Annotated in this window: 16 protein-coding genes and 1 riboswitch; of the genes, 4 read left to right on the top strand and 12 right to left on the bottom strand. The window is 43.1% G+C overall.

What is annotated here, in order from left to right; all coding sequences use genetic code 11:
- Positions 1–33: 33 nt before the first annotated feature.
- On the bottom strand, positions 34–1,425 hold the full coding sequence (locus WDM69_RS06335) for a WS/DGAT/MGAT family O-acyltransferase (protein WP_338755145.1): 1,392 nt from the start codon (positions 1,423–1,425) through the stop codon (positions 34–36).
- Positions 1,426–1,655: 230 nt separating this feature from the next.
- Here WDM69_RS06335 and gspE point away from each other — a divergent pair, with 230 nt between their 5' ends.
- Together gspE and WDM69_RS06325 are read left to right on the top strand one after the other, a co-directional pair.
- Complete coding sequence (gene gspE, locus WDM69_RS06330; RefSeq protein ID WP_338755144.1) at positions 1,656–3,158, top strand: type II secretion system ATPase GspE; 1,503 nt, start codon at positions 1,656–1,658, stop codon at positions 3,156–3,158.
- Between the two features lie 105 nt (positions 3,159–3,263).
- Positions 3,264–4,661 carry an FAD-binding oxidoreductase gene (locus WDM69_RS06325; protein WP_078306871.1) on the top strand — a complete coding sequence of 466 codons (1,398 nt, stop codon included), beginning with the start codon at positions 3,264–3,266 and terminating at the stop codon, positions 4,659–4,661.
- Positions 4,662–4,765: 104 nt separating this feature from the next.
- On the opposite strand, the gene WDM69_RS06320 is transcribed toward WDM69_RS06325, so the two are convergent.
- The 10 genes from WDM69_RS06320 to gcvT all read right to left on the bottom strand — a co-directional run bounded on the left by WDM69_RS06320 (position 4,766) and on the right by gcvT (position 16,063).
- Positions 4,766–6,406, bottom strand: coding sequence for a phosphomannomutase/phosphoglucomutase (locus WDM69_RS06320; protein WP_338755143.1), 1,641 nt, complete (start codon positions 6,404–6,406; stop codon positions 4,766–4,768).
- Between the two features lie 135 nt (positions 6,407–6,541).
- Positions 6,542–7,006: a dUTP diphosphatase gene (gene dut, locus WDM69_RS06315; protein WP_338755141.1), complete on the bottom strand. Its 465-nt coding sequence runs from the start codon at positions 7,004–7,006 to the stop codon at positions 6,542–6,544.
- Between the two features lie 30 nt (positions 7,007–7,036).
- Positions 7,037–7,789, bottom strand: a complete 753-nt coding sequence (locus WDM69_RS06310; RefSeq protein ID WP_338755140.1) for an ABC transporter ATP-binding protein — start codon at positions 7,787–7,789, stop codon at positions 7,037–7,039.
- An 18-nt stretch (positions 7,790–7,807) separates the two neighbouring features.
- Entirely contained in the window at positions 7,808–8,791 is a 984-nt protein-coding gene (locus tag WDM69_RS06305; RefSeq protein ID WP_411350826.1) for an ABC transporter substrate-binding protein, read from the bottom strand.
- A gap of 175 nt (positions 8,792–8,966) precedes the next feature.
- Positions 8,967–9,728 carry an ABC transporter permease gene (locus tag WDM69_RS06300; RefSeq protein WP_078306868.1) on the bottom strand — a complete coding sequence of 254 codons (762 nt, stop codon included), beginning with the start codon at positions 9,726–9,728 and terminating at the stop codon, positions 8,967–8,969.
- Positions 9,729–9,769: 41 nt separating this feature from the next.
- On the bottom strand, positions 9,770–12,661 hold the full coding sequence (gcvP, locus tag WDM69_RS06295) for an aminomethyl-transferring glycine dehydrogenase (protein ID WP_338755138.1): 2,892 nt from the start codon (positions 12,659–12,661) through the stop codon (positions 9,770–9,772).
- A 159-nt stretch (positions 12,662–12,820) separates the two neighbouring features.
- Positions 12,821–13,591, bottom strand: a complete 771-nt coding sequence (locus WDM69_RS06290) for a nitroreductase family protein (RefSeq protein ID WP_078306866.1) — start codon at positions 13,589–13,591, stop codon at positions 12,821–12,823.
- 258 nt (positions 13,592–13,849) lie between these two features.
- On the bottom strand, positions 13,850–13,993 hold the full coding sequence (locus WDM69_RS10040) for a zinc ribbon domain-containing protein (RefSeq protein WP_422393258.1): 144 nt from the start codon (positions 13,991–13,993) through the stop codon (positions 13,850–13,852).
- 211 nt (positions 13,994–14,204) lie between these two features.
- Positions 14,205–14,588, bottom strand: coding sequence for a glycine cleavage system protein GcvH (gcvH, locus tag WDM69_RS06285; RefSeq protein WP_338755137.1), 384 nt, complete (start codon positions 14,586–14,588; stop codon positions 14,205–14,207).
- A 317-nt stretch (positions 14,589–14,905) separates the two neighbouring features.
- A complete protein-coding gene (gene gcvT / locus WDM69_RS06280; protein WP_338755136.1) occupies positions 14,906–16,063 on the bottom strand; it encodes a glycine cleavage system aminomethyltransferase GcvT in 1,158 nt (385 codons plus the stop codon).
- A 129-nt stretch (positions 16,064–16,192) separates the two neighbouring features.
- Positions 16,193–16,338, bottom strand: a riboswitch (glycine riboswitch).
- Between the two features lie 367 nt (positions 16,339–16,705).
- Here gcvT and WDM69_RS06275 point away from each other — a divergent pair.
- Both WDM69_RS06275 and WDM69_RS06270 read left to right on the top strand, forming a co-directional pair.
- Complete coding sequence (locus WDM69_RS06275) at positions 16,706–17,026, top strand: YcgL domain-containing protein (RefSeq protein WP_338755135.1); 321 nt, start codon at positions 16,706–16,708, stop codon at positions 17,024–17,026.
- A gap of 63 nt (positions 17,027–17,089) precedes the next feature.
- Complete coding sequence (locus WDM69_RS06270; protein WP_338755134.1) at positions 17,090–17,620, top strand: hypothetical protein; 531 nt, start codon at positions 17,090–17,092, stop codon at positions 17,618–17,620.
- Positions 17,621–17,701: 81 nt separating this feature from the next.
- Here the strand turns inward: WDM69_RS06270 and WDM69_RS06265 are convergent, their stop codons facing one another.
- Positions 17,702–18,997 carry a ribonuclease D gene (locus WDM69_RS06265; RefSeq protein WP_338755133.1) on the bottom strand — a complete coding sequence of 432 codons (1,296 nt, stop codon included), beginning with the start codon at positions 18,995–18,997 and terminating at the stop codon, positions 17,702–17,704.
- Between the last annotated feature and the right edge of the window lie 50 nt (positions 18,998–19,047).

Here is a 19,047-nt window from a genome sequence, read left to right as displayed (position 1 = left end):
AATTGACGTTGCATTAAATTAACATGCACCAACTCAAGGACATGCCCCAGCCTTATGGTCTTTGGTGATGCCATCTAGCAGACACAATTCATCAGCAATGTATTTGAGCATGTCTTGGGTGTGGGGCAACACATCATTACATGCCATGATGCCAAATTCCACCTTATCAATATAAGTCGCCAACGTAATGTTCATCGCCTGTCCATTGAGTAAAATTGACGCAGGATATAACGCCTTTAGCTTAGCCCCATTCCAATATAACGCTTGTTTTGAACCGGGGACGTTAGAGATGATGAGATTAAATGCTTGTTTTTTTGGATATAAATTGGTTAATAAATTTAATCCTGCCCAAGCATAAGCAATGGCACTGTAGTTAATCACTTGGGCTTGGTTCATACGCCCAAACCGCTCTTTACCTTCTCTCATACTGCCATTGATGACTTTTAGGCGATCGATGGGGTCATGTAAGTGAGTGCCAAGATTGGCAAGCAAGAAAGATACTTGATTGCCACTGGCACTGTTGTCTGTTCGCAACGAAATTGGCACAAAGGCAATGAGTGGTTTTTTTGGTAGGGCATCATTTTGGAGTAAATAATGCCGCACTGCCCCAGCACACACTGCCAACACCACGTCATTAACCGACACTTGCCACCCTTCAGCAATGCGTTTAAAGGTAGACAAATCATAAGACTGGGTGGACAATCTGCGTGATGGGGTGATGCGTTGATTGAGCATACACATGGGTGCTTGCAAGGTGTTGATAAAATGGGGATCTTTAATTTTTTGGATACTCAAGGTCTTAATAAGTTCGTTAGCGACAGGTTTTATTGTGCCAAGTTGTTCTTTGATGATTTGTTTGATGGGTTTATTGATTGGCAGTATGGCATCAATCTGATTGCGATGGCGAGTGAGCAGAGACCATAATGGTAACGTCATCTGTTCATCAGGGGATTGCGACAAGGATTTTTTGACCAATCGCATGGCGGCGATGCCATCTACCAACGAATGGTGAATTTTAAAATACAAGGCAAATCGCTGTGGTCGTTCGGCTGTTTCAGGTTCAATCCCTTCGATGATATGGCATTCCCACATGGGGTTGGACTTGTTTAACAGTTTGCCATGCTCCACAGACACATAGGCAAGTAACTCACGAATACGGGCAGGCTGTGGCAGGGCAATATGGCGAAAGTGCTGAGTTAAGTCAAAATTATCATCTTTTTGCCAAAATAATAATCTATCTAACACTTGATTAAACGGAAAGCTTGGCGGTGTGGTTGATGTTTGCATTTGTTCCATTAAGGTTTTGACAAAGTCATGACCTGCATCTTTTGGGGGTTCAAATAAAAATAAACCACCGACATGCATCGGTTGCGTGCGTGATTCAAGCAACAAAAAAAGTTGGTCAACCAAGGTGAGAAGTCGCATCGCTTGTCCTTTTGTGTTTGGTATTTTTAACAGGTTAAAATAAGAATATTGAAATAATGCAATATTATAATCAATCAAACGTCATCAGAACATGCTTTTGAGTGATGTTTGTACTAAAAATTAGCATACTTTGACAATAAAATTTATCAACCGATTGCTTTATTTTTACGATATTTTACGTCATCATATCCGTTCATTATTAAATTTAGCATTAAATTTAGCCATTTTTTATGACTCAACTTCCTTACAGTTTCGCCAAACGTTACCAAATACTGGTCATTCCTGCTTCACAAATGGGTGAACCTGCCACCATTGTGATGACTGAGAAAACTCCATTATCTGCCGTCAATGAATCCATTCGCTTTGCTCATGAGCAAGGTGATAAGCAAATGCCTTACTTTGAACGCTTAAGTGTGAATGAATTTGATAAGCGTTTGGCAGTTTTTTATCAAGGCAACACAGGTGAGTCACAACATATCGCCGCAGGGCTAGAAGACCACCCAGATTTGATGAGTTTGGCAGACAGTGTGCCTGAAACTGAAGATTTGATGGACAGTCAAGATGATGCCCCCATCATTCGCCTGATAAATGCCTTGCTGTCAGAAGCCATTCGCCTAAACGCTTCTGATATTCATATTGAAACTTTTGAAAAACGGTTGTCAGTGCGTTTTCGAGTTGATGGTGACATGCGAGAGGTGGTTAGCCCAAAACGCCAACTTGCCCCTTTATTGGTTTCTCGTATTAAAGTCATGGCAAAGCTTGACATTGCTGAAAAACGCATTCCACAAGATGGGCGTATCTCGTTGCGTCTGGCGGGGCGTGAGGTGGATGTTCGGGTCTCTACCTTGCCGTCTAGCTTCGGTGAGAGGGTGGTCATGCGACTGTTAGACAAACAGGCAGGGCGACTGAACATAAGCTATCTTGGGCTTGCTGATGCTGACCATGCTCAGTTACAACGCCTAATCCATCGACCACATGGCATCATTTTGGTAACAGGACCGACAGGTTCAGGTAAGACCACCACGCTCTATGCCGTCTTGACTGAACTTAATGATCAGACCCGCAATATTTTGACCGCTGAAGATCCCATTGAATTTCAGTTAGATGGTATTGGGCAGACGCAAGTGAATACTAAAGTGGACATGACCTTTGCTCGTAGCCTAAGAGCCATGCTCAGACAAGACCCTGATGTGGTGATGGTGGGGGAAATCCGTGACTTAGAGACGGCAGAGATTGCCGTACAAGCATCATTGACAGGGCATTTGGTATTATCTACCTTGCATACCAATACTGCCATTGGTGCAGTGACTCGTTTGCAAGATATGGGAGTTGAGCCGTTTTTGTTATCATCATCATTAATTGGGGTGGTTGCTCAACGTTTGGTACGAACCCTTTGCCCACACTGCCACACATGGCGAGATGCCACTGTCAGCGAAGCAAAGTTATTGCAAAACACAGATTTGAATCATCAACAAGTTAAAATTCCCATTCCCCAAGGTTGTGAGCAATGTAACCAATCAGGCTTTAAGGGACGCACTGCCATTTATGAAGTTGTCCCTATTGATGATGACTTGCGACAGATGATACATGAAAAAGTGGCAGAATACGACTTGGAGCGGTATGCTCGCAGTAAAACACCGTCCATAAGGCATGATGGCATAAGCAAAGTCTTGGCGGGTAAGACAACCTTAGAAGAAGTGCTGAGAGTAACAAGGCAGGGAAGTGATGGGTGATGATAATTTTATCATTTGTTTGTGTGTCTTGTATCATGTTAGCTAATCACTTAAAATCACTGTTTAACCCCAGTTTAACCCTAACTTTTTAGCATGACAAAGACCATGAGTAAAATTAATCAACTATTAGACACCTTAAACCAACACGGCTTTGAACCTGCTCAAATTAAAACTGACCCTGATAGCTTAAACCATTGGGGCAAAGACTGGACAAAACACTTTGACCCCAACGCATCAGTCATCATCTTCCCCAAATCCACCGAACAAGTACAAACCATTGTTCAAGCATGTAATGACTTATCACTCATCATCACCCCAAGTGGTGGACGCACAGGGTTATCAGCTGGGGCTGTTGCCAGTAATGGTGAAGTGGTCATCAGCCTTGATAAAATGAACCGCATCATCAACTATTATCCTGCTGATCGCATGGTGCATCTTCAAGCAGGAGTCATCACCAAAACCTTACAAGACTTCGCCGAAAGCCACGATTTGTATTATCCTGTGGATTTTGCTTCAGCAGGCTCAAGCCAAATTGGTGGCAACATCAGTACCAATGCTGGTGGTATTAAGGTCATTCGTTATGGCATGACCCGCCATTGGGTATTGGGCTTAACCGTCGTAACAGGCAAAGGCGATGTCTTACACTTAAACAACGGCATGACAAAAAACGCCACAGGCTATGATTTACGTCAGCTGTTTATCGGAGCAGAAGGCACGCTTGGCATCGTTACCGAAGCCCAAATCAGACTTGAACGTCAGCCCAAAAATTTGAGTGTCATGGTACTGGGCGTGCCAGAATTTGCCCACATCATGCAAATATTATCTGCTTTTCAAGCCAAGATGGATTTGACAGCATTTGAATTTTTTGATGATGTGGCGGTGAGCAAGCTTTTAGCCACAGGACATGTACAAAAACCGTTTGAAACAGATGCCCCATTTTATGCCTTGTTAGAGTTTGAAGCACCTTATGAGCCGATGATGGACATGGCGATGGCGATTTTTTCAGAGTGTATGGAGCAAGGTTGGATTATTGATGGGGTAATGAGCCAGTCGATTGCCCAAGCCCAAGAGCTGTGGAAGTTGCGAGAATACATTTCTGAAACCATTTCGGTTTTCACCCCCTATAAAAATGATGTGTCGGTACTGATTTGTCATGTGCCTGATTTTATCGCTGATATTGAGCAAATTGTGAGTAACAATTACCCTGATTTTGAGATTTGTTGGTTTGGTCATATTGGAGATGGCAATTTGCATTTAAATATCTTAAAACCTGATGACTTAAGCAAAGATGAGTTTTTTGAAAAATGCAAAACCGTCAATCATCATGTTTTTTCCACAGTCAAAAAATATCATGGTTCAATCTCAGCCGAGCATGGTGTGGGCATGACCAAAAAACCGTATTTAAATTACACACGCACTGATGAAGAAATTGGTTATCTAAAAGCGATTAAACAAGTCTTTGACCCTAATGGCATTATGAATAAAGGTAAGATTTTTGATTGATGTTTGATGAAAAAAAGATTAGATGAGCAAAAGATAAGCCGTCAAAAAGGCAGTATTTTTGGCATCTGCTGGTTTGGGTAGCATGTGTTTGGGTGGCATGTGGCTTACTGACATGAGTGATGTATGTTGATATTGGCGATTTGTGTTGCCAAATTTGTGTCTACTTGTTTGCATAAAGTGACTAAGTGGGCTTTTATGGCATTAAAATGATACAAATCATCACCTGCAATGCGACAGGTCAAGCTTGGACTGGTGTTTGATGTTCTGACCACACCCACGCCATGTTCATATTCTAACCTTAGCCCATCGGTGGTGTCTAATTGTATCAACTTTGCTGATGTATTGGTAAGAAATGATTTTCCATGCTGATACCAGCCAAATAGGGCATCTATGATGGGTCGGTTGGTTGTTGGCAAAGGCAGATAGACATCACCAGTACTGACCACTGATGGTAAGGAATCTCTGATATTGGCTAGGCTCTTAGCGTGTTTGCTTAACCAAATCAATAAGCGTACCCCTGCATACATGGCATCGTCATGCAAGATAAAATGCCCATCATTAAAGATAAAATGCCCTGATAATTCTCCAGCAAATAGGGCGTGTCGATGTTCGTTTTTTAACGCATGACGCAGATGGCTGCTGCCCGTTTTACTTAAAATGGGCGTGCCACCATCACGTTGTATCAGTTTTGGCAACACATGTGAACATTTGACATCAAATAGCACAGCAGGTTTGTTCTGTTCTTGTTGTGATTGATATTGTTGTGATTGATTAAGCAGGCGTGTGTCACTGATGGCAATATGCCCAAGTAGATACAACAGATTGTCTTGGCTAAACAGCCGTCCTTGTTCATCAATCACACACAAGCGATCGCCATCACCATCAAACGCCAATCCAAGTTTGGCATGATGCTTAACCACTGTATTTGCCAGTTCTGTCAGCCTGTTTGCTTCGGTGGGGTCTGGGTTGCCTTTAGGAAAGTTACCATCAGCATTGTCATTAAGAACAATGACCGATTGGGCAAAGCCTGTCATTTGTATGATTTCATCAAACAACCGTTGGGCATAGGCGCTGGTTGCCCCATTGAGACAGTCAATCACCAATAAAGGCTTAGTGTGGTGATTTAAGTTGCCATTTGCCAAACCTTGATTCTGTTTTTGCAACATGGTCTTGGTGTCAATGTCAATCAACGTTTGACAAACCTGTTTAATCGCTTTTTGATAGTCGGTAAAAATATCTAAAGACTGTGCTGGTGGGTTTTGCTTGTCTGTGCCGTTATTTAAACTCATACGCCCATGCGCCATATCGCCAGTGATGTGAACATGAGCCATGCGTCGATAAAAATGCTCAATGTCGTTACTGTTTGGCGATTGGTGATGGGTGAGCCATTTGATGCCAGCATAATGCTTGGCAGAGTGGCTGGCGGTAACCATGATGCCATGACCTTCTTGCTGTTCGGCACAAAACACCATCATCGGTGTGGTGACAAGCCCTAAAGACAGCACCTTGATACCAACAGTGATTAAGGCATGGGTTAGCTTGTCTGCAATGATTGGGCTAAATTGTCTGGCATCAAAGCCCACCACCACCGTACTTGCCCCTGCTTGTTGATAATACTCAGCAAACACATAAGCCAATACTGCCAAAAAATCATCGGTAAACAGTTCGTGGTTACCACGGATATCATAAGCTTTAAACAGTGGGTACTGAACAATGAACGGGTGAGGTAAGTTGACGGTTTCCATGTGCTGGTTTCTTTAGCGATGTTGGTGGTTGTCTCTTAACCATTTTGTTGCTTGGTTATTTTTTTGTTTTTTGACCATTTTATTTCTTGATTATTGTCTTGGTTGTTATTGTCTTGGTTGTTATTGTCTTGGTTGTTATTGTCGCCCTGTGTGTCCAAAACCACCTGCACCACGCATTGATGTGTGACCAAACTCATCAACGATGTCAAAAGTTGGTGATAACACTGGCACCACCACATATTGAGCCATACGCTCGGCGGGTTGTAAAATAAAGTCGGTATCACTGCGATTCCAGATACTCACCATCAGCTCACCTTGATAATCTGAGTCAATCAACCCCACCAAATTGCCCAATACGATGCCGTGCTTATGCCCCAAACCAGAGCGTGGCAAAATCAGCCCTGCATAATTTGGGTCAGCGATATGAATGGCAAGCCCTGTCCCTATCAGTTCGGTCTGTCCTTGGCGTATGGTAATGGGTTCATCAATACAAGCCCGCAAATCAATGCCTGCACTGCCCATGGTGGCTTTTTGGGGAATGGGAAAATTGGGGTCTTGCCCAATTTTAGGGTTTAGAATTTTGACTTGAATGCTTTGCATGACGTGTCCTATGTTTATGGCTTATCTTAGTTAAGAAATGTTATTTTGAATGGCATGTAAAATGCTTTTTTTAAGTTTAATATAGGCTTGGCTGTCTAAAAAACCATCATATTTAGGGATAACAAACCGATGACTGAATTTGGCAGGGAATCCTTTTAACACATAAATCTCATCAGACAAAAATAAGGCTTCGTCAATGTCATGGGTGATGATAAGGCAAGTCAGCTCCAGCCGTTGTTGTAATTGATGAAACCAATGATACATCTCATTTTTAGTCACAAAATCCAATGCCGAAAACGGCTCATCAAGCAACATAATGGGGTTATCGCTCAGATAGGTTCTTAGCAAGGCGGCTCGCTGTTTTTGCCCACCAGACAGATAATGTGGATATTGGTTTTCTAACCCATCAAGCCCAAAATAAGGCAGTTGTGGCTTAACCGTTTGGGCAATTTGTGATTTGGTTTGTCCTTTTAATAACAAAGGCAGGCTGATGTTGTCGTACACGCTTTTAAATGGCAACAGCAAGTCTTTTTGTAGCATGTAGCCAACCGTACCTGCTTTGCCTGTGGTGTTGTTGCCGTTGATCCACACATCACCAGATGATGGCGTTATCAGCCCTGCAGCGATGTTAAATAACGTGGTCTTGCCAACACCACTTGCTCCGACAATACTGACCAGTTGTTTTTTTTGTACTTGCAAATCGATGCCTGCAAATAATGGCGACCCATTAAAGGCATGGTGAATGTCTTGTAATATCAGCATGGCATCTGTTGTGTTGTTCATTAGGTATTTTGTGGATATTTATGGTAAATAATCATTACTTACCCCAGCTTGTGGTGGTAGGGGCTTATCAATCAGTTTGTTGTCATAGACCCATTCATAAAATTTATCCCAGCGACCATAGTCAAATTTGCCCCAATCGCCATTATCATCAAGATATTGAGCAGACAGATATTTTTGGCTTGCCATTGCCAACTCTTCGTTGGTTTCTGGGGCGTATTTGAGTAATATTTTGGCACTGTCTTCTGGATTATGAGCGGCATAAACATAGCCCTTTTTAATGGCAGTTAGGGCGTGTTTGATTTTATCTGGATTACTCTGCAACGTGGTGTTGTTGGCGATAATGACAGGGCTATAATAGTCAAAAATGGGTTCATAATCTTTTAAAAAGAAAAAATCAGTTGCCACATTTTTTATTTGGGCATGGATACCGTCCCAGCCATAATAGGCTAAGATATAATCGAATTGGTTTAACCGTAAGGCAGTCGTGGCATCGGTGGTCTCACCAGGAATTTTTACCAAATCATCTCCCACGATATGGGCAACTGTGGTATCATCGATGGGGTCTTCCCATGTGGAGTAGCGTTTACCATTCAGGTCTTTTGGCTTGGTTGCTCCCAATGATTTTAATGACATCAAGCCTATGGTGTTATGCTGAGCAATGGCGGCAACGGCGGTGATGGGTACGTCCTTGACCAGTTTTTTAACCATATTGGGTTGAAAATAAATGCCCAAATCTGCTCGGTTGGTCGCCACCAATGTGGACGCACTGTCTTCACTGGGCTGAACGATTTTAACTTCCAACCCTTCTTCTGCAAAGTAGCCTTTATCTTGTGCCACATAAAGCCCTGTGTGGTTGGTGTTGGGTACCCAATCTAGTGAGATGACCAGTTCAGTTTTTGCGGTGTCATTGGCGTTATTGGCTTGATTGTCGGTTTTATCATTGGTAACGGTGCTGTCAGATTTGGGCTGACAAGCGGTTAATAACATCAGCAATGCCACCATGGTCATCATCAGCACCACCTTGATGGGTGTGTGTGAACGGTGGTCAATATGACAGATTGCCATGGGGGTAAAAGAGGGTGAGTACATAACGTTTCCTTAAATTTCTTTTTTAAATTTCTTAAACCTTAATTAATGATGAATTTTTATAAAAAAATGTTAATCATGATAAACCAAATTATTGATACTCATGCTTTAATACTTGGCGTTCTAGCCACTTTACCAAAGCAATCAATAATAAAGTTAACACACTAATCAAAAAAATCACCGCAAACATGCTGTCTAAATCATAAGACTTACGCACACGGGTCATGTATACACCCAATCCATAATAACCGCCCAACCATTCAGCAATCACCGCTGAGATTAGGGCATAAGATAACGCAACCTTTAACCCTGTAAAAAAAGATGGCATGGCGGCAGGGATTTTAAGATGACGGTATAAATCTATTTTATCTGCTTGCATGGACTTAAACAGATTAAGATGTTCACGGCTGACTGATTGATAGCCATCAACCAATGCCACGGTGATGGGAAAAAATACCGATAAGACCACCAGCACCACTTTTGGGGTGATGCCATAGCCAAGCCAAATGATTAACAAAGGAGCAATGGCAATGGTGGGAATGGTTTGGTTAAGTAAAATTAATGGGTATACGGTTTGCTTAATGGTTTTGGACATGTCCATGGCAATCGACAGCACAAAGCTGATGACAAGACCAATGCCTGTGCCTAAAAATGCCGTTGCTAACGTGTATTTGGCATGGGTCATCAGCAAAACAAAGTCATTCACAAACGCCAGCACAATCTGCCAAGGTGATGGCAATAAATAATCAGGCAACAGCCCAAACTGAACCGAAAATTGCCATGCCAACAGTAAGCCAATCACCAGCACATGGCTTTTTATCAGTTTTTTGGTGCTGTACCAAAGTGTTGACATGGCGAGTCCTTTTGCTAAGCATGCTTGCATCAAACAGGGTTTTAAGCATAGCTGTCGGTGCTTGGGCAGCTGCATATTAAATTTTTATCGCCATACACGTCATCAACCCGTCCAACCGATGGCCAGAACTTATGCCCACGAATATAATCCAATGGGAAAGCGGCGGTATCACGACTGTAAGGGTGCGACCAATCACTGCTGGCAATCACAAATGCTGTGTGTGGGGCATTAACCAATGGGTTATCATTGCTTGTCCAGCCATCTTTGCCCTCTTTGACTTGCATGGCTTCGGCTTTAATTTGTTTTAAAGCGGCGATAAAGCGGTCAAGCTCAGCTTTTGATTCAGATTCAGTTGGCTCAATCATTAATGTGCCAGCGACAGGAAAGCTCATGGTTGGGGCATGAAAGCCATAATCCATGAGACGTTTGGCAATGTCCGACTCGCTGATGCCTGTTTCTTCTTTTAATGGGCGAATGTCAATGATACATTCATGAGCCACACGCCCATTTTTGCCAGTGTATAAGACAGGGTAGCTGTCTTTGAGTTCATTGGCAATGTAGTTGGCGTTGAGCAATGCCAGTTTGGTGGCTTGCGTCAGACCTTCAGCCCCCATCATGGTGATGTACATCCAAGTAATGGGCAAAATGCTGGCTGAGCCATAAGGGGCAGCTGAGACGGCACTGGTGTGATGACTGGCATTATGCACGGGGCTTACGCTGTGGTTGGTCATATAAGGGGCAAGGTGTGATTTCATGCCGATGGGTCCCATGCCCGGACCACCACCACCATGGGGGACACAAAAGGTCTTGTGCAGGTTCATGTGTAGCACGTCTGCCCCCACGTCAGCAGGTTGCATGATGCCAACTTGAGCATTCATGTTTGCTCCATCCATATAGACTTGACCGCCATGTTCATGGATAAGGTTGCAAATATCACGGATACCCTCTTCAAACACGCCATGTGTCGATGGATAGGTTATCATCAATGCCCCAAGTTTGTCTGTGTGTTCTTGGCATTTGGCTTTTAAGTCGTCAGTATCGACATTACCATGTTCATCGGTATTCACCACCACCACGGTCATGCCCATCATCTGTGCGGTGGCAGGATTCGTGCCGTGGGCAGAGCGTGGGATTAGGCAAACATTTCGTTCGCTGTTACCATTGGCTTCATGATAACGGCGAATGGCAAGCAGACCTGCGTATTCACCTGATGCCCCAGAATTGGGTTGCATGGAGATTGCATCAAAACCTGTGATGGCCTTAAGTTGATTTTGCAACTCATCAATCATGGCGATATAGCCTGTTACTTGCTCACGGGGGGCAAATGGATGCACATTGGCAAACTCATTCCATGTGATGGGCAACATCTCACTGGTGGCATTTAATTTCATGGTACAACTGCCCAAAGAAATCATGCTGCGGTTCATCGCCAAATCTTTGTCTTCTAGTGACTTTAAGTAGCGAAGCATCTCATGTTCGGTGTGATGACTGTTAAAAACTTGATGGGTCAAAATGTCACTTTGTCTAAGCAGGTCATCGGTCAGGCAAATATCAGCTTGCTCTGGCAGTTGATGGGATTTATTGACAAACAGCTGAGTGAGTGCTTCAAAGTCAGTCTGATCGCTGGTTTCGCTAAAGCTAACAGACAGCTTGCCATCGCCATGTTGCCATAAGTTGTAGCCAACGTTGGCGGCATTTTCATAGATTTGCTGAGCCAGTTTCTCACTGCCACAATCAATCAGCACCGTATCAAAAAACAGCGAATGCACCACGTTGTTATCACCATCTGTTTGGCGGATAACATCAGCAAAGGCAGTTGCCATGGCGTGAATGCGATTGGCAATGCGTTTAACCCCAACCGCCCCATGATAAACGGCATACATGCCTGCCAAATTTGCCAGCAGGACTTGTGATGTGCAAATATTGGAATTGGCTTTTTCACGGCGGATATGTTGCTCACGAGTTTGCAATGCCATGCGTAAAGCCATGTTGCCTTGAGCATCTTTTGACACACCGATAATACGCCCTGGGGCTTGGCGTTTATGCTTATCGCTAAAAGCAAAATAAGCGGCATGCGGACCACCAAATCCCATGGGAATGCCAAACCGCTGGGTACTGCCCAAAGCAATGTCTGCTCCCATTTGGGCAGGAGACTTTAACAACACCAAACTCATGATGTCCGCCCCAACGATACAAATAGTTTTGTTACTCTTTAACTTGGTGATGATGTCGGTTAAATCAACCACATCTCCTTCACGCCCCACATATTGCAGATATGCGCCAAAATAATCACCGTCGGTTGCTTTGGTAAAATCACCAACCACCACGTCCCAACCGAAATATTTGGCACGGGTACGGATAACGTCAAGCGTTTGTGGGTATGTTCGTTCATCAACAAAAAAACGCTCAGACTTAGATTTGCTGACACGTTTTGCCATTGCCATGCCTTCAGCGGCTGCCGTGGCCTCATCAAGCAGCGATGCCCCAGCCAAATCTAGCCCAGTCAAGTCGATACAGACTTGTTGAAAGTTCAACAACGCCTCTAACCGACCTTGTGAAATTTCAGCTTGATAAGGGGTATAGGCAGTGTACCAACCGGGATTTTCTAGCACATTACGTTGAATAACCGCTGGCAAGCGAGTGGGTGAATATCCTTGTCCAATATAGCTTTTATTCACCGTAATGTTATCAGCATGACGACGCAGTTTTGCCAACGCATGATGTTCACTGATGGCAGCAGGTAATTGCAGTTTGTTTGGCATACGTACAGGCTTAGGCACGGTATCATCAATAAAGCTGTCTAGGTCATCATAACCCAATGTTTTTAGCATTTGTGCTTGTGTGTCGCTGTCTGAACCAAGATGACGGTGGATAAAAGCATTTTCGTTAAACAATGTCGCAAATGTTTGCGTGGCTGATTGAGAGTGGCTCATATGACATTCCTTATGTGGTGTTGGCTTATGTGGCGTTGGCTTAGTTGATTGTTGATTGTTGATTATGGCTGATTGATTGGTTACTGATTGTCTGATGACTGATTAACAATGGCAAAGCGGTGGTCAATAGATGATTGGTTTAAGTTTAAGTTTAAAGCATCATACTCTATGCACAAAACGACGTTCATCAAAACGGAACTGCTCGCCATAGATGCCTTTCTCACTTCGTTCACCTGCCCCTAGCATCATGGCAATGTGTTGATGTTCATTCAATCCTAACAATTTTTTCATCGCTGGCTCATCAAAACCACCCATGGCACAGCTGTCAAAGCCATAAGCCCGTAACGCAAGCATCAGATTTTGAGCTGCCAAATACGCATTATTCACTGCCCACTCCTTGCGTTGTCTTTCATCATAAATGGGCGTTTTTATGGGACCTTTAAAAGCACGATGTCCTTTGATGACGGCTTTTTTTATCGGAGTCAGCACATTGGCAGGACCTGTGGTGAACGCCACAGGGATAAGCTTGCCATAGTAATCTTTGACAAGTTTGGGAACAGGCTTACTGGGGTATTGCTCAATGATTTGCTTGGCATGCTGACGCCATGTGTGGGTATTGGCAACAATGGCAATGAGTTTATTGGCAGTTTTGGCGGCATTTTGATTCATACAGAGTTGGTTGGCTCGTTGGCGTTTCTGTATTGACTCAATGACATAAAATTCCCAAGGTTGCAGATTGCTTGAGTTGGGGGCAAGCATTGCCAAACGCAGACAATCATCTAACACCTCATCAGAAATGGGTGTGTCAGTAAAGATGCGTACTGACCGTCTTGAGCTGACCACTGATTTAAACGCATCAAGATGCGGCGTGTGGTTGGGTGTGGCGATGGTGTTTTCTTTGATGCTGTTTTCTTTATTGTTATTTGCCATGTATCATTCCTAACTTGTTTATAATCTGTTTCTAATTTGTTTCTAAGTCGTTCCTAAAGTAGCCTAAAGTGGCATTGATTGGTGATTGACTTTGTGATTACACGTAAGTCTTACATAAGCGCCATAGACTGACACGGTGGAACTCACCGACAAACTTTTTTAGGTAAAAGTTAATACTTTTATTGCGTTGTTTAAAATATTGAGACTGGTATTAATGTCTGTGTCATGAGTATTTCCACAATTTTGCCATTGTCAGTTTCATTCATTCAAAGGTAATTTATCTAACTTATCATTGCAAGCGTGGCAAGTCTTAGAACTTGGATAAAACCCGTCCAACTCTTTAATTGTTTTGTCCCGCTTAGCCTTATAGATGAGTTGGCGTTTAAATTCATAACAGCCCAAGTCAGAGATGGCACGGCTTAGCTGGATTTTATGAGCTGGATTTTAAATGGCTGTTTTTAGCCCTTTGCTGTCGCCGACACAAAAGGCTAAAACAAACAGATGGCTTATCAGATACCACTGCTTAGTGATTGTTCAATGATTTCCCAACCACTATTTAACCACTGTTTAACTATTTTTTAACCATGATGGTTTTTAACCATGATGGTCTTAATTATGACAACTCATTTTTATAGTCGTCAGCACTTAATAAGCCATCAAAGTCTTCAGCATTGTCAGGTTTGATGCGAAAAAACCAACCATCACCATATGGGTCTGTGTTGATGGTTTCTGGTGCGTCTTCTAGCTCTTCGTTGATGGCAACGATTTCGCCAGAGATGGGGGCATAAACATCAGATGCCGCTTTAACTGATTCTACAACGGCAATCTCTTCATCAGCGGATACTTCACGCCCAACTTCTGGCAATTCCACATAGACAATATCACCGAGCAAATCTTGAGCGTGTTCGGTAATGCCAACAGTAATCGTACCGTCATCTTCTTGGCGTAGCCATTCATGACTGGCGACATATTTTAGTTCAGCTGGAATGTTACTCATGGTCTTCTCCTGTGAGTTTGGTGAATAAATGGGGGTTAATGAGTTAATGGGTTAAAGGGTGTACTTAAAAGCAGTGTACGGCGTACAACGATTGGTCAAGCTATTAATAGACGCATTGTTTGTTTGCTTCATCATAATGACCGCCATAATCTAAGCAAGTGTCTTTGGCATCACAGCCTACCAATAATAAAATAACCAAACCTGTACATAGATATTTCATATTATTTCAATTTCTAAATCAATTTCTAAACATAATAAAACGAACATAAAGACCCAAAAGCACCTTTGATGCTTTTGGTCAGTTTTTCGGTGTACAATCAATCAAATTGCTTTTTGCCATTTCTGACAAATGGCAGTTTGATGACTTTGACTTCAGAGAACTTGCCTTTACCACGCAAATCCACCAACATCACATCACCTTCAGTAACGCTATCAGGCACACGGGCGATGGCAATCGATTGCTTAAGGGTTGGGGAAAATGTGCCACTGGTGATGATGCCTGTTTGTTCACTCGAACCTTGATTGATAAAGACTGGCATGCCCTCACGCAACACGCCTTTACCTTCTAGTAATAAGCCGACTTGCTTCATGGCAGTGCCATCAGCCTTGGACATATCACGCTTGGCAATCAGAGCATCACGACCGATAAAATCACGTTCATCTTCTGCTTCCTTGGTTTTAAAAGACAGCGTCCAGCCCATATTGCATTCATAAGGGCTGATGGACTCGTCCATATCATGACCGTATAGGTTCATGCCAGCTTCCATGCGTAAGGTATCTCTTGCTCCCAAACCTGCAGGTTTGATGCCCACTTGAAGCAAATCGGTAAAAAATGCTGATGCGTCATCACCAGGCAAAATCACTTCTACGCCATCTTCCCCTGTGTAGCCTGTGCGAGCAACAAACCAATCTGCCCCTTCAATGTTGGTTAAATCTGCCCCAACAAACGGCTTTAAACCATCTAAAACACCTGCCCAGCTTGGTTTAGCTTGTTTGAGTTTGGCGATGGCGTTAGGTCCTTGCACAGCGAGCATGGCAAGCTCTGGGCGTTCGGTGATGACGACATCAAAGTCATGGGCAACACTGATGAAGTGTGCCAAATCTTTATCACGAGTGGCAGCATTGGAGACAATGCGATATTGGGTTTCATCTTCGTTCATGCGATAGACAATCAAGTCATCAATCACCCCACCTTGTTCGTTAAGCATGCCAGAATACAGGGCTTTACCAACAAACTTTAACTTAGCAACATCATTAGCAAGCAGCTTTTGTAGCCATGCCTTGGTATCTTTGCCTTGCACATCGCTGACCACCATGTGCGACACATCAAACATGCCTGCATCAGTGCGGACAGCATCATGTTCTTCTAACTGTGAACCGTAATGAATGGGCAACTCCCAACCAGAAAAATCCACGATTTTGCCGTTGTTATCCAGGTGAGATTGATAAAAAGGAGTGCGTTGTGAATCAGTCATAAAAATCCTTAGCAAATAGGGTAAAGCAAACCGTTAACATAAACGTTGAAGGCAATCAACCATCATAATAAACAATCAAAGCATCAAAATACGCTGTTATCTGAGTGATGAGCTGATTTGGCGTTGATTTTTACCCCATCTGTCCGTTTTACCTGAGATTTTCAACAGACAATGATGGTTGAATGTCTCCAACCGATTGGCTGTTTTCTCCCCTTCGGTGATGGCAATATGACATGATAACTTATCAGCTTGCCATGCTCTCCAGATTTTTCACGACCTTTTTGTTAATATGACCATGCTTACTATGACCATGCTTTAAGTCAATAAGTCAATATGACACATCAAAATGGGTGTGAGTGTTTCAGTCCTTTGACCTGAGCGATTGGCAGGGTGCATACGCCTTCGGTGGCAAAAGTATAACAAAGTATAAAAGTATTTTGTGCATGACATGTTTTGTGCATGACAACAGCACCAAGATAAAAATATCTAAGATAACCGTACCCAAGATAGATGCTATACTATGCCGTCTCCTGAAACATGCTTTCATTATGAAAAATTTCTGGCAAAATTACAAGACAAATCATCACAAGATACATTTTCAGACACATTTTTAGCCACAGTTAAGTAAGGTAAAATAACCCCATGCACTGCGATATCTATAAATTCCCCAAATATGAAGATTTGTATGTCTATGTTGCTCGCCCCAATTATCCTGACGACATCGAGACGTTAACCGATTGGTTGGGCGTGTTGCCCAAGGCGTTTCGGACAAATTTGGGGCGCAGTGAATTTGTGATGCACCTAGATTTGGGCAAAACCGATAAATTGGCTCGGGCAGATAAAGCTGACGTATTGGATAAGCTGGCATCACAAGGCTATTATGTGCAGATGCCACCAACAGACATATTGACTAAAACCGCCAAAAATCGTACCAAACAAATGCAAGATAAACGCTATGACTGATGGGCAGGGCATGTTAAAATCTGACTTTACCCTATTGACATGCCTAGGTTGAAGATTGGACATATGATGGATTGGTTAAAAGACTTCATACTGAATTTACCGTTAGATGACATCAGCAACTGGGTCAGTCGTTTTGTGTTTTGGTGGAGTGATTTTGTTAAGGAAGTGCCAGCAGAACAATTGCCACTATATGCGTATGTTGGTGGCAGTGTTTTGGTGTTGTTATTATGGATTTTGGTGGTAAGAGCGTTGCCTAAGCCGATTGGTGGCATGAGCTGGGTGGTGTTATTGGCGGTATTATTAACCCCTGGGACAGCCGCTGGTGATTCAGTTGAGCTTGCTCCTGCCAGTATTGGCGTGGTATATGGGCTGTTGACCAAAGACCACACCACAGCATTAACCAGCTTATTACCCATCATGGTGGTGATTGTGGTGGGTTTATTTTTGGGATTTTTGTGGCAACTTATCCGTACCGCCATTGAAAAAGCCTTGTACGAAGACAAACAACGCCGAGTGGCTGAGCAATTAGATGACTTTGATAATACCGATTTACCAGACGATTTTGAGAATACCAATTACGATGCCAACCATTAAGATACCCTAAATTAAGTAAGACGCCATAAATCAGTAAGACATCATAAATAAGACATCTTCAATACACAACCTGCCCCCCCATCAAGTATGCTTAGAGTGTTGTAAATCCATGGCTTCTTGAATGTGTGCTTTATGTGAAAATAGCACAGGTAATATATGATTGGTAACTAATGACAATCGCCAGCCTTGCAATCCCAATGGTAACTGGCTGACTTCATTGCCTGTCATGCCAGTACCATCATCAATGATTTCTAATGCCACCAGCTCAAGCAGTTCTGTGAGCCATTTTTTCTTTAATAGTATGGTGGTGGGAATGCCCGTTTTTGTGTGATAATCCTGCAAAATGGAATTTAACTGATTTTTTAGGGTTTTGTCCTTACTTCGGTAAGGTGGTATCGTGGGGGCGGGGTATTCGCTGGCAGGCAATTGTTTGGCAGTATGCACAAGCTTAATAATTTCTGAGCCATATAGCTCGATGATGTGTCGGTGCAAACTGGTTTGGCGGTATAATTGTTTGTGAGTGCTTGGTAATAGCTCTACCAATTCAGCAATGCCTTGCTTGCGAATGATGAAGGGGCGTGGTTTATTGGTCTGCCGTGCCAGCTCTTCTCGCCATATCAACAAACTTTGCAAAAATGCCAATTGCACCCCATCATAACGATAATCTGCCGCTGACAGATACAGTAGGTCATCATCCATATTTTGAGCATCATAGACTTCTTGGGCATAAAGCTGGCAGTCTTCGATGACCATGTCAATCAAGCCTTTATCGTTTAGTTGTCGACAGATGACCGCAAATAATGGCAATAGATAACGCACATCATCAGTGGCATAGTTTATTTGGGCATCAGATAAAGGACGGTGTAGCCAATTAGATTGACTTTCGCCCTTGTCAATGTCTACCCCAAGCTCGGTAGCAATTGCTTTTTGATACCCCATTTTTAGCTGTTGGGTCAAAAACCCCAAAGCAATTTGCGTATCAAAGACATTGGTCAACACAGGGCAATCTGCCAGCAGATAAAAGATGGCCAAATCTTCGCCACACGCATGCCAAATCATCAGTGGACATGCCATCAATGCTTGCCAAAGTGGCATTAGGTCATCAAACTTTAGAGCATCAATCAGATAAATCCGCTTCCCTGTGTTGATTTGTAGCAATGCCAATATCGGATAGTAAGTGTCTCGTTTGATGAATTCGGTATCCAGTGCCACCATACTCACATGAATAAGTTCAGCAAGTAAGTCTTGCAAAGCCTGCTCATGTCCCACCCAAACTGTTGGCAAACTTGTGGCACAGATGACATCCATGGCTAAGGTAGGGTTGTTTAGAGCGTGGCTGATGTGGCTGACGGTCTCAGATGGGGGTAATGGGGGCATGGTGGTGTTGATAACTCCAATGACATCAGTTGCTGATTATAGCAATAATT

Source organism: Lwoffella lincolnii, from assembly GCF_037201985.1.
In the GTDB taxonomy this organism is placed as follows: domain Bacteria; phylum Pseudomonadota; class Gammaproteobacteria; order Pseudomonadales; family Moraxellaceae; genus Psychrobacter; species Psychrobacter lincolnii.
Note: the sequence above shows the minus strand (reverse complement) of the source record. Positions and strands in the feature narration are given on the sequence as shown.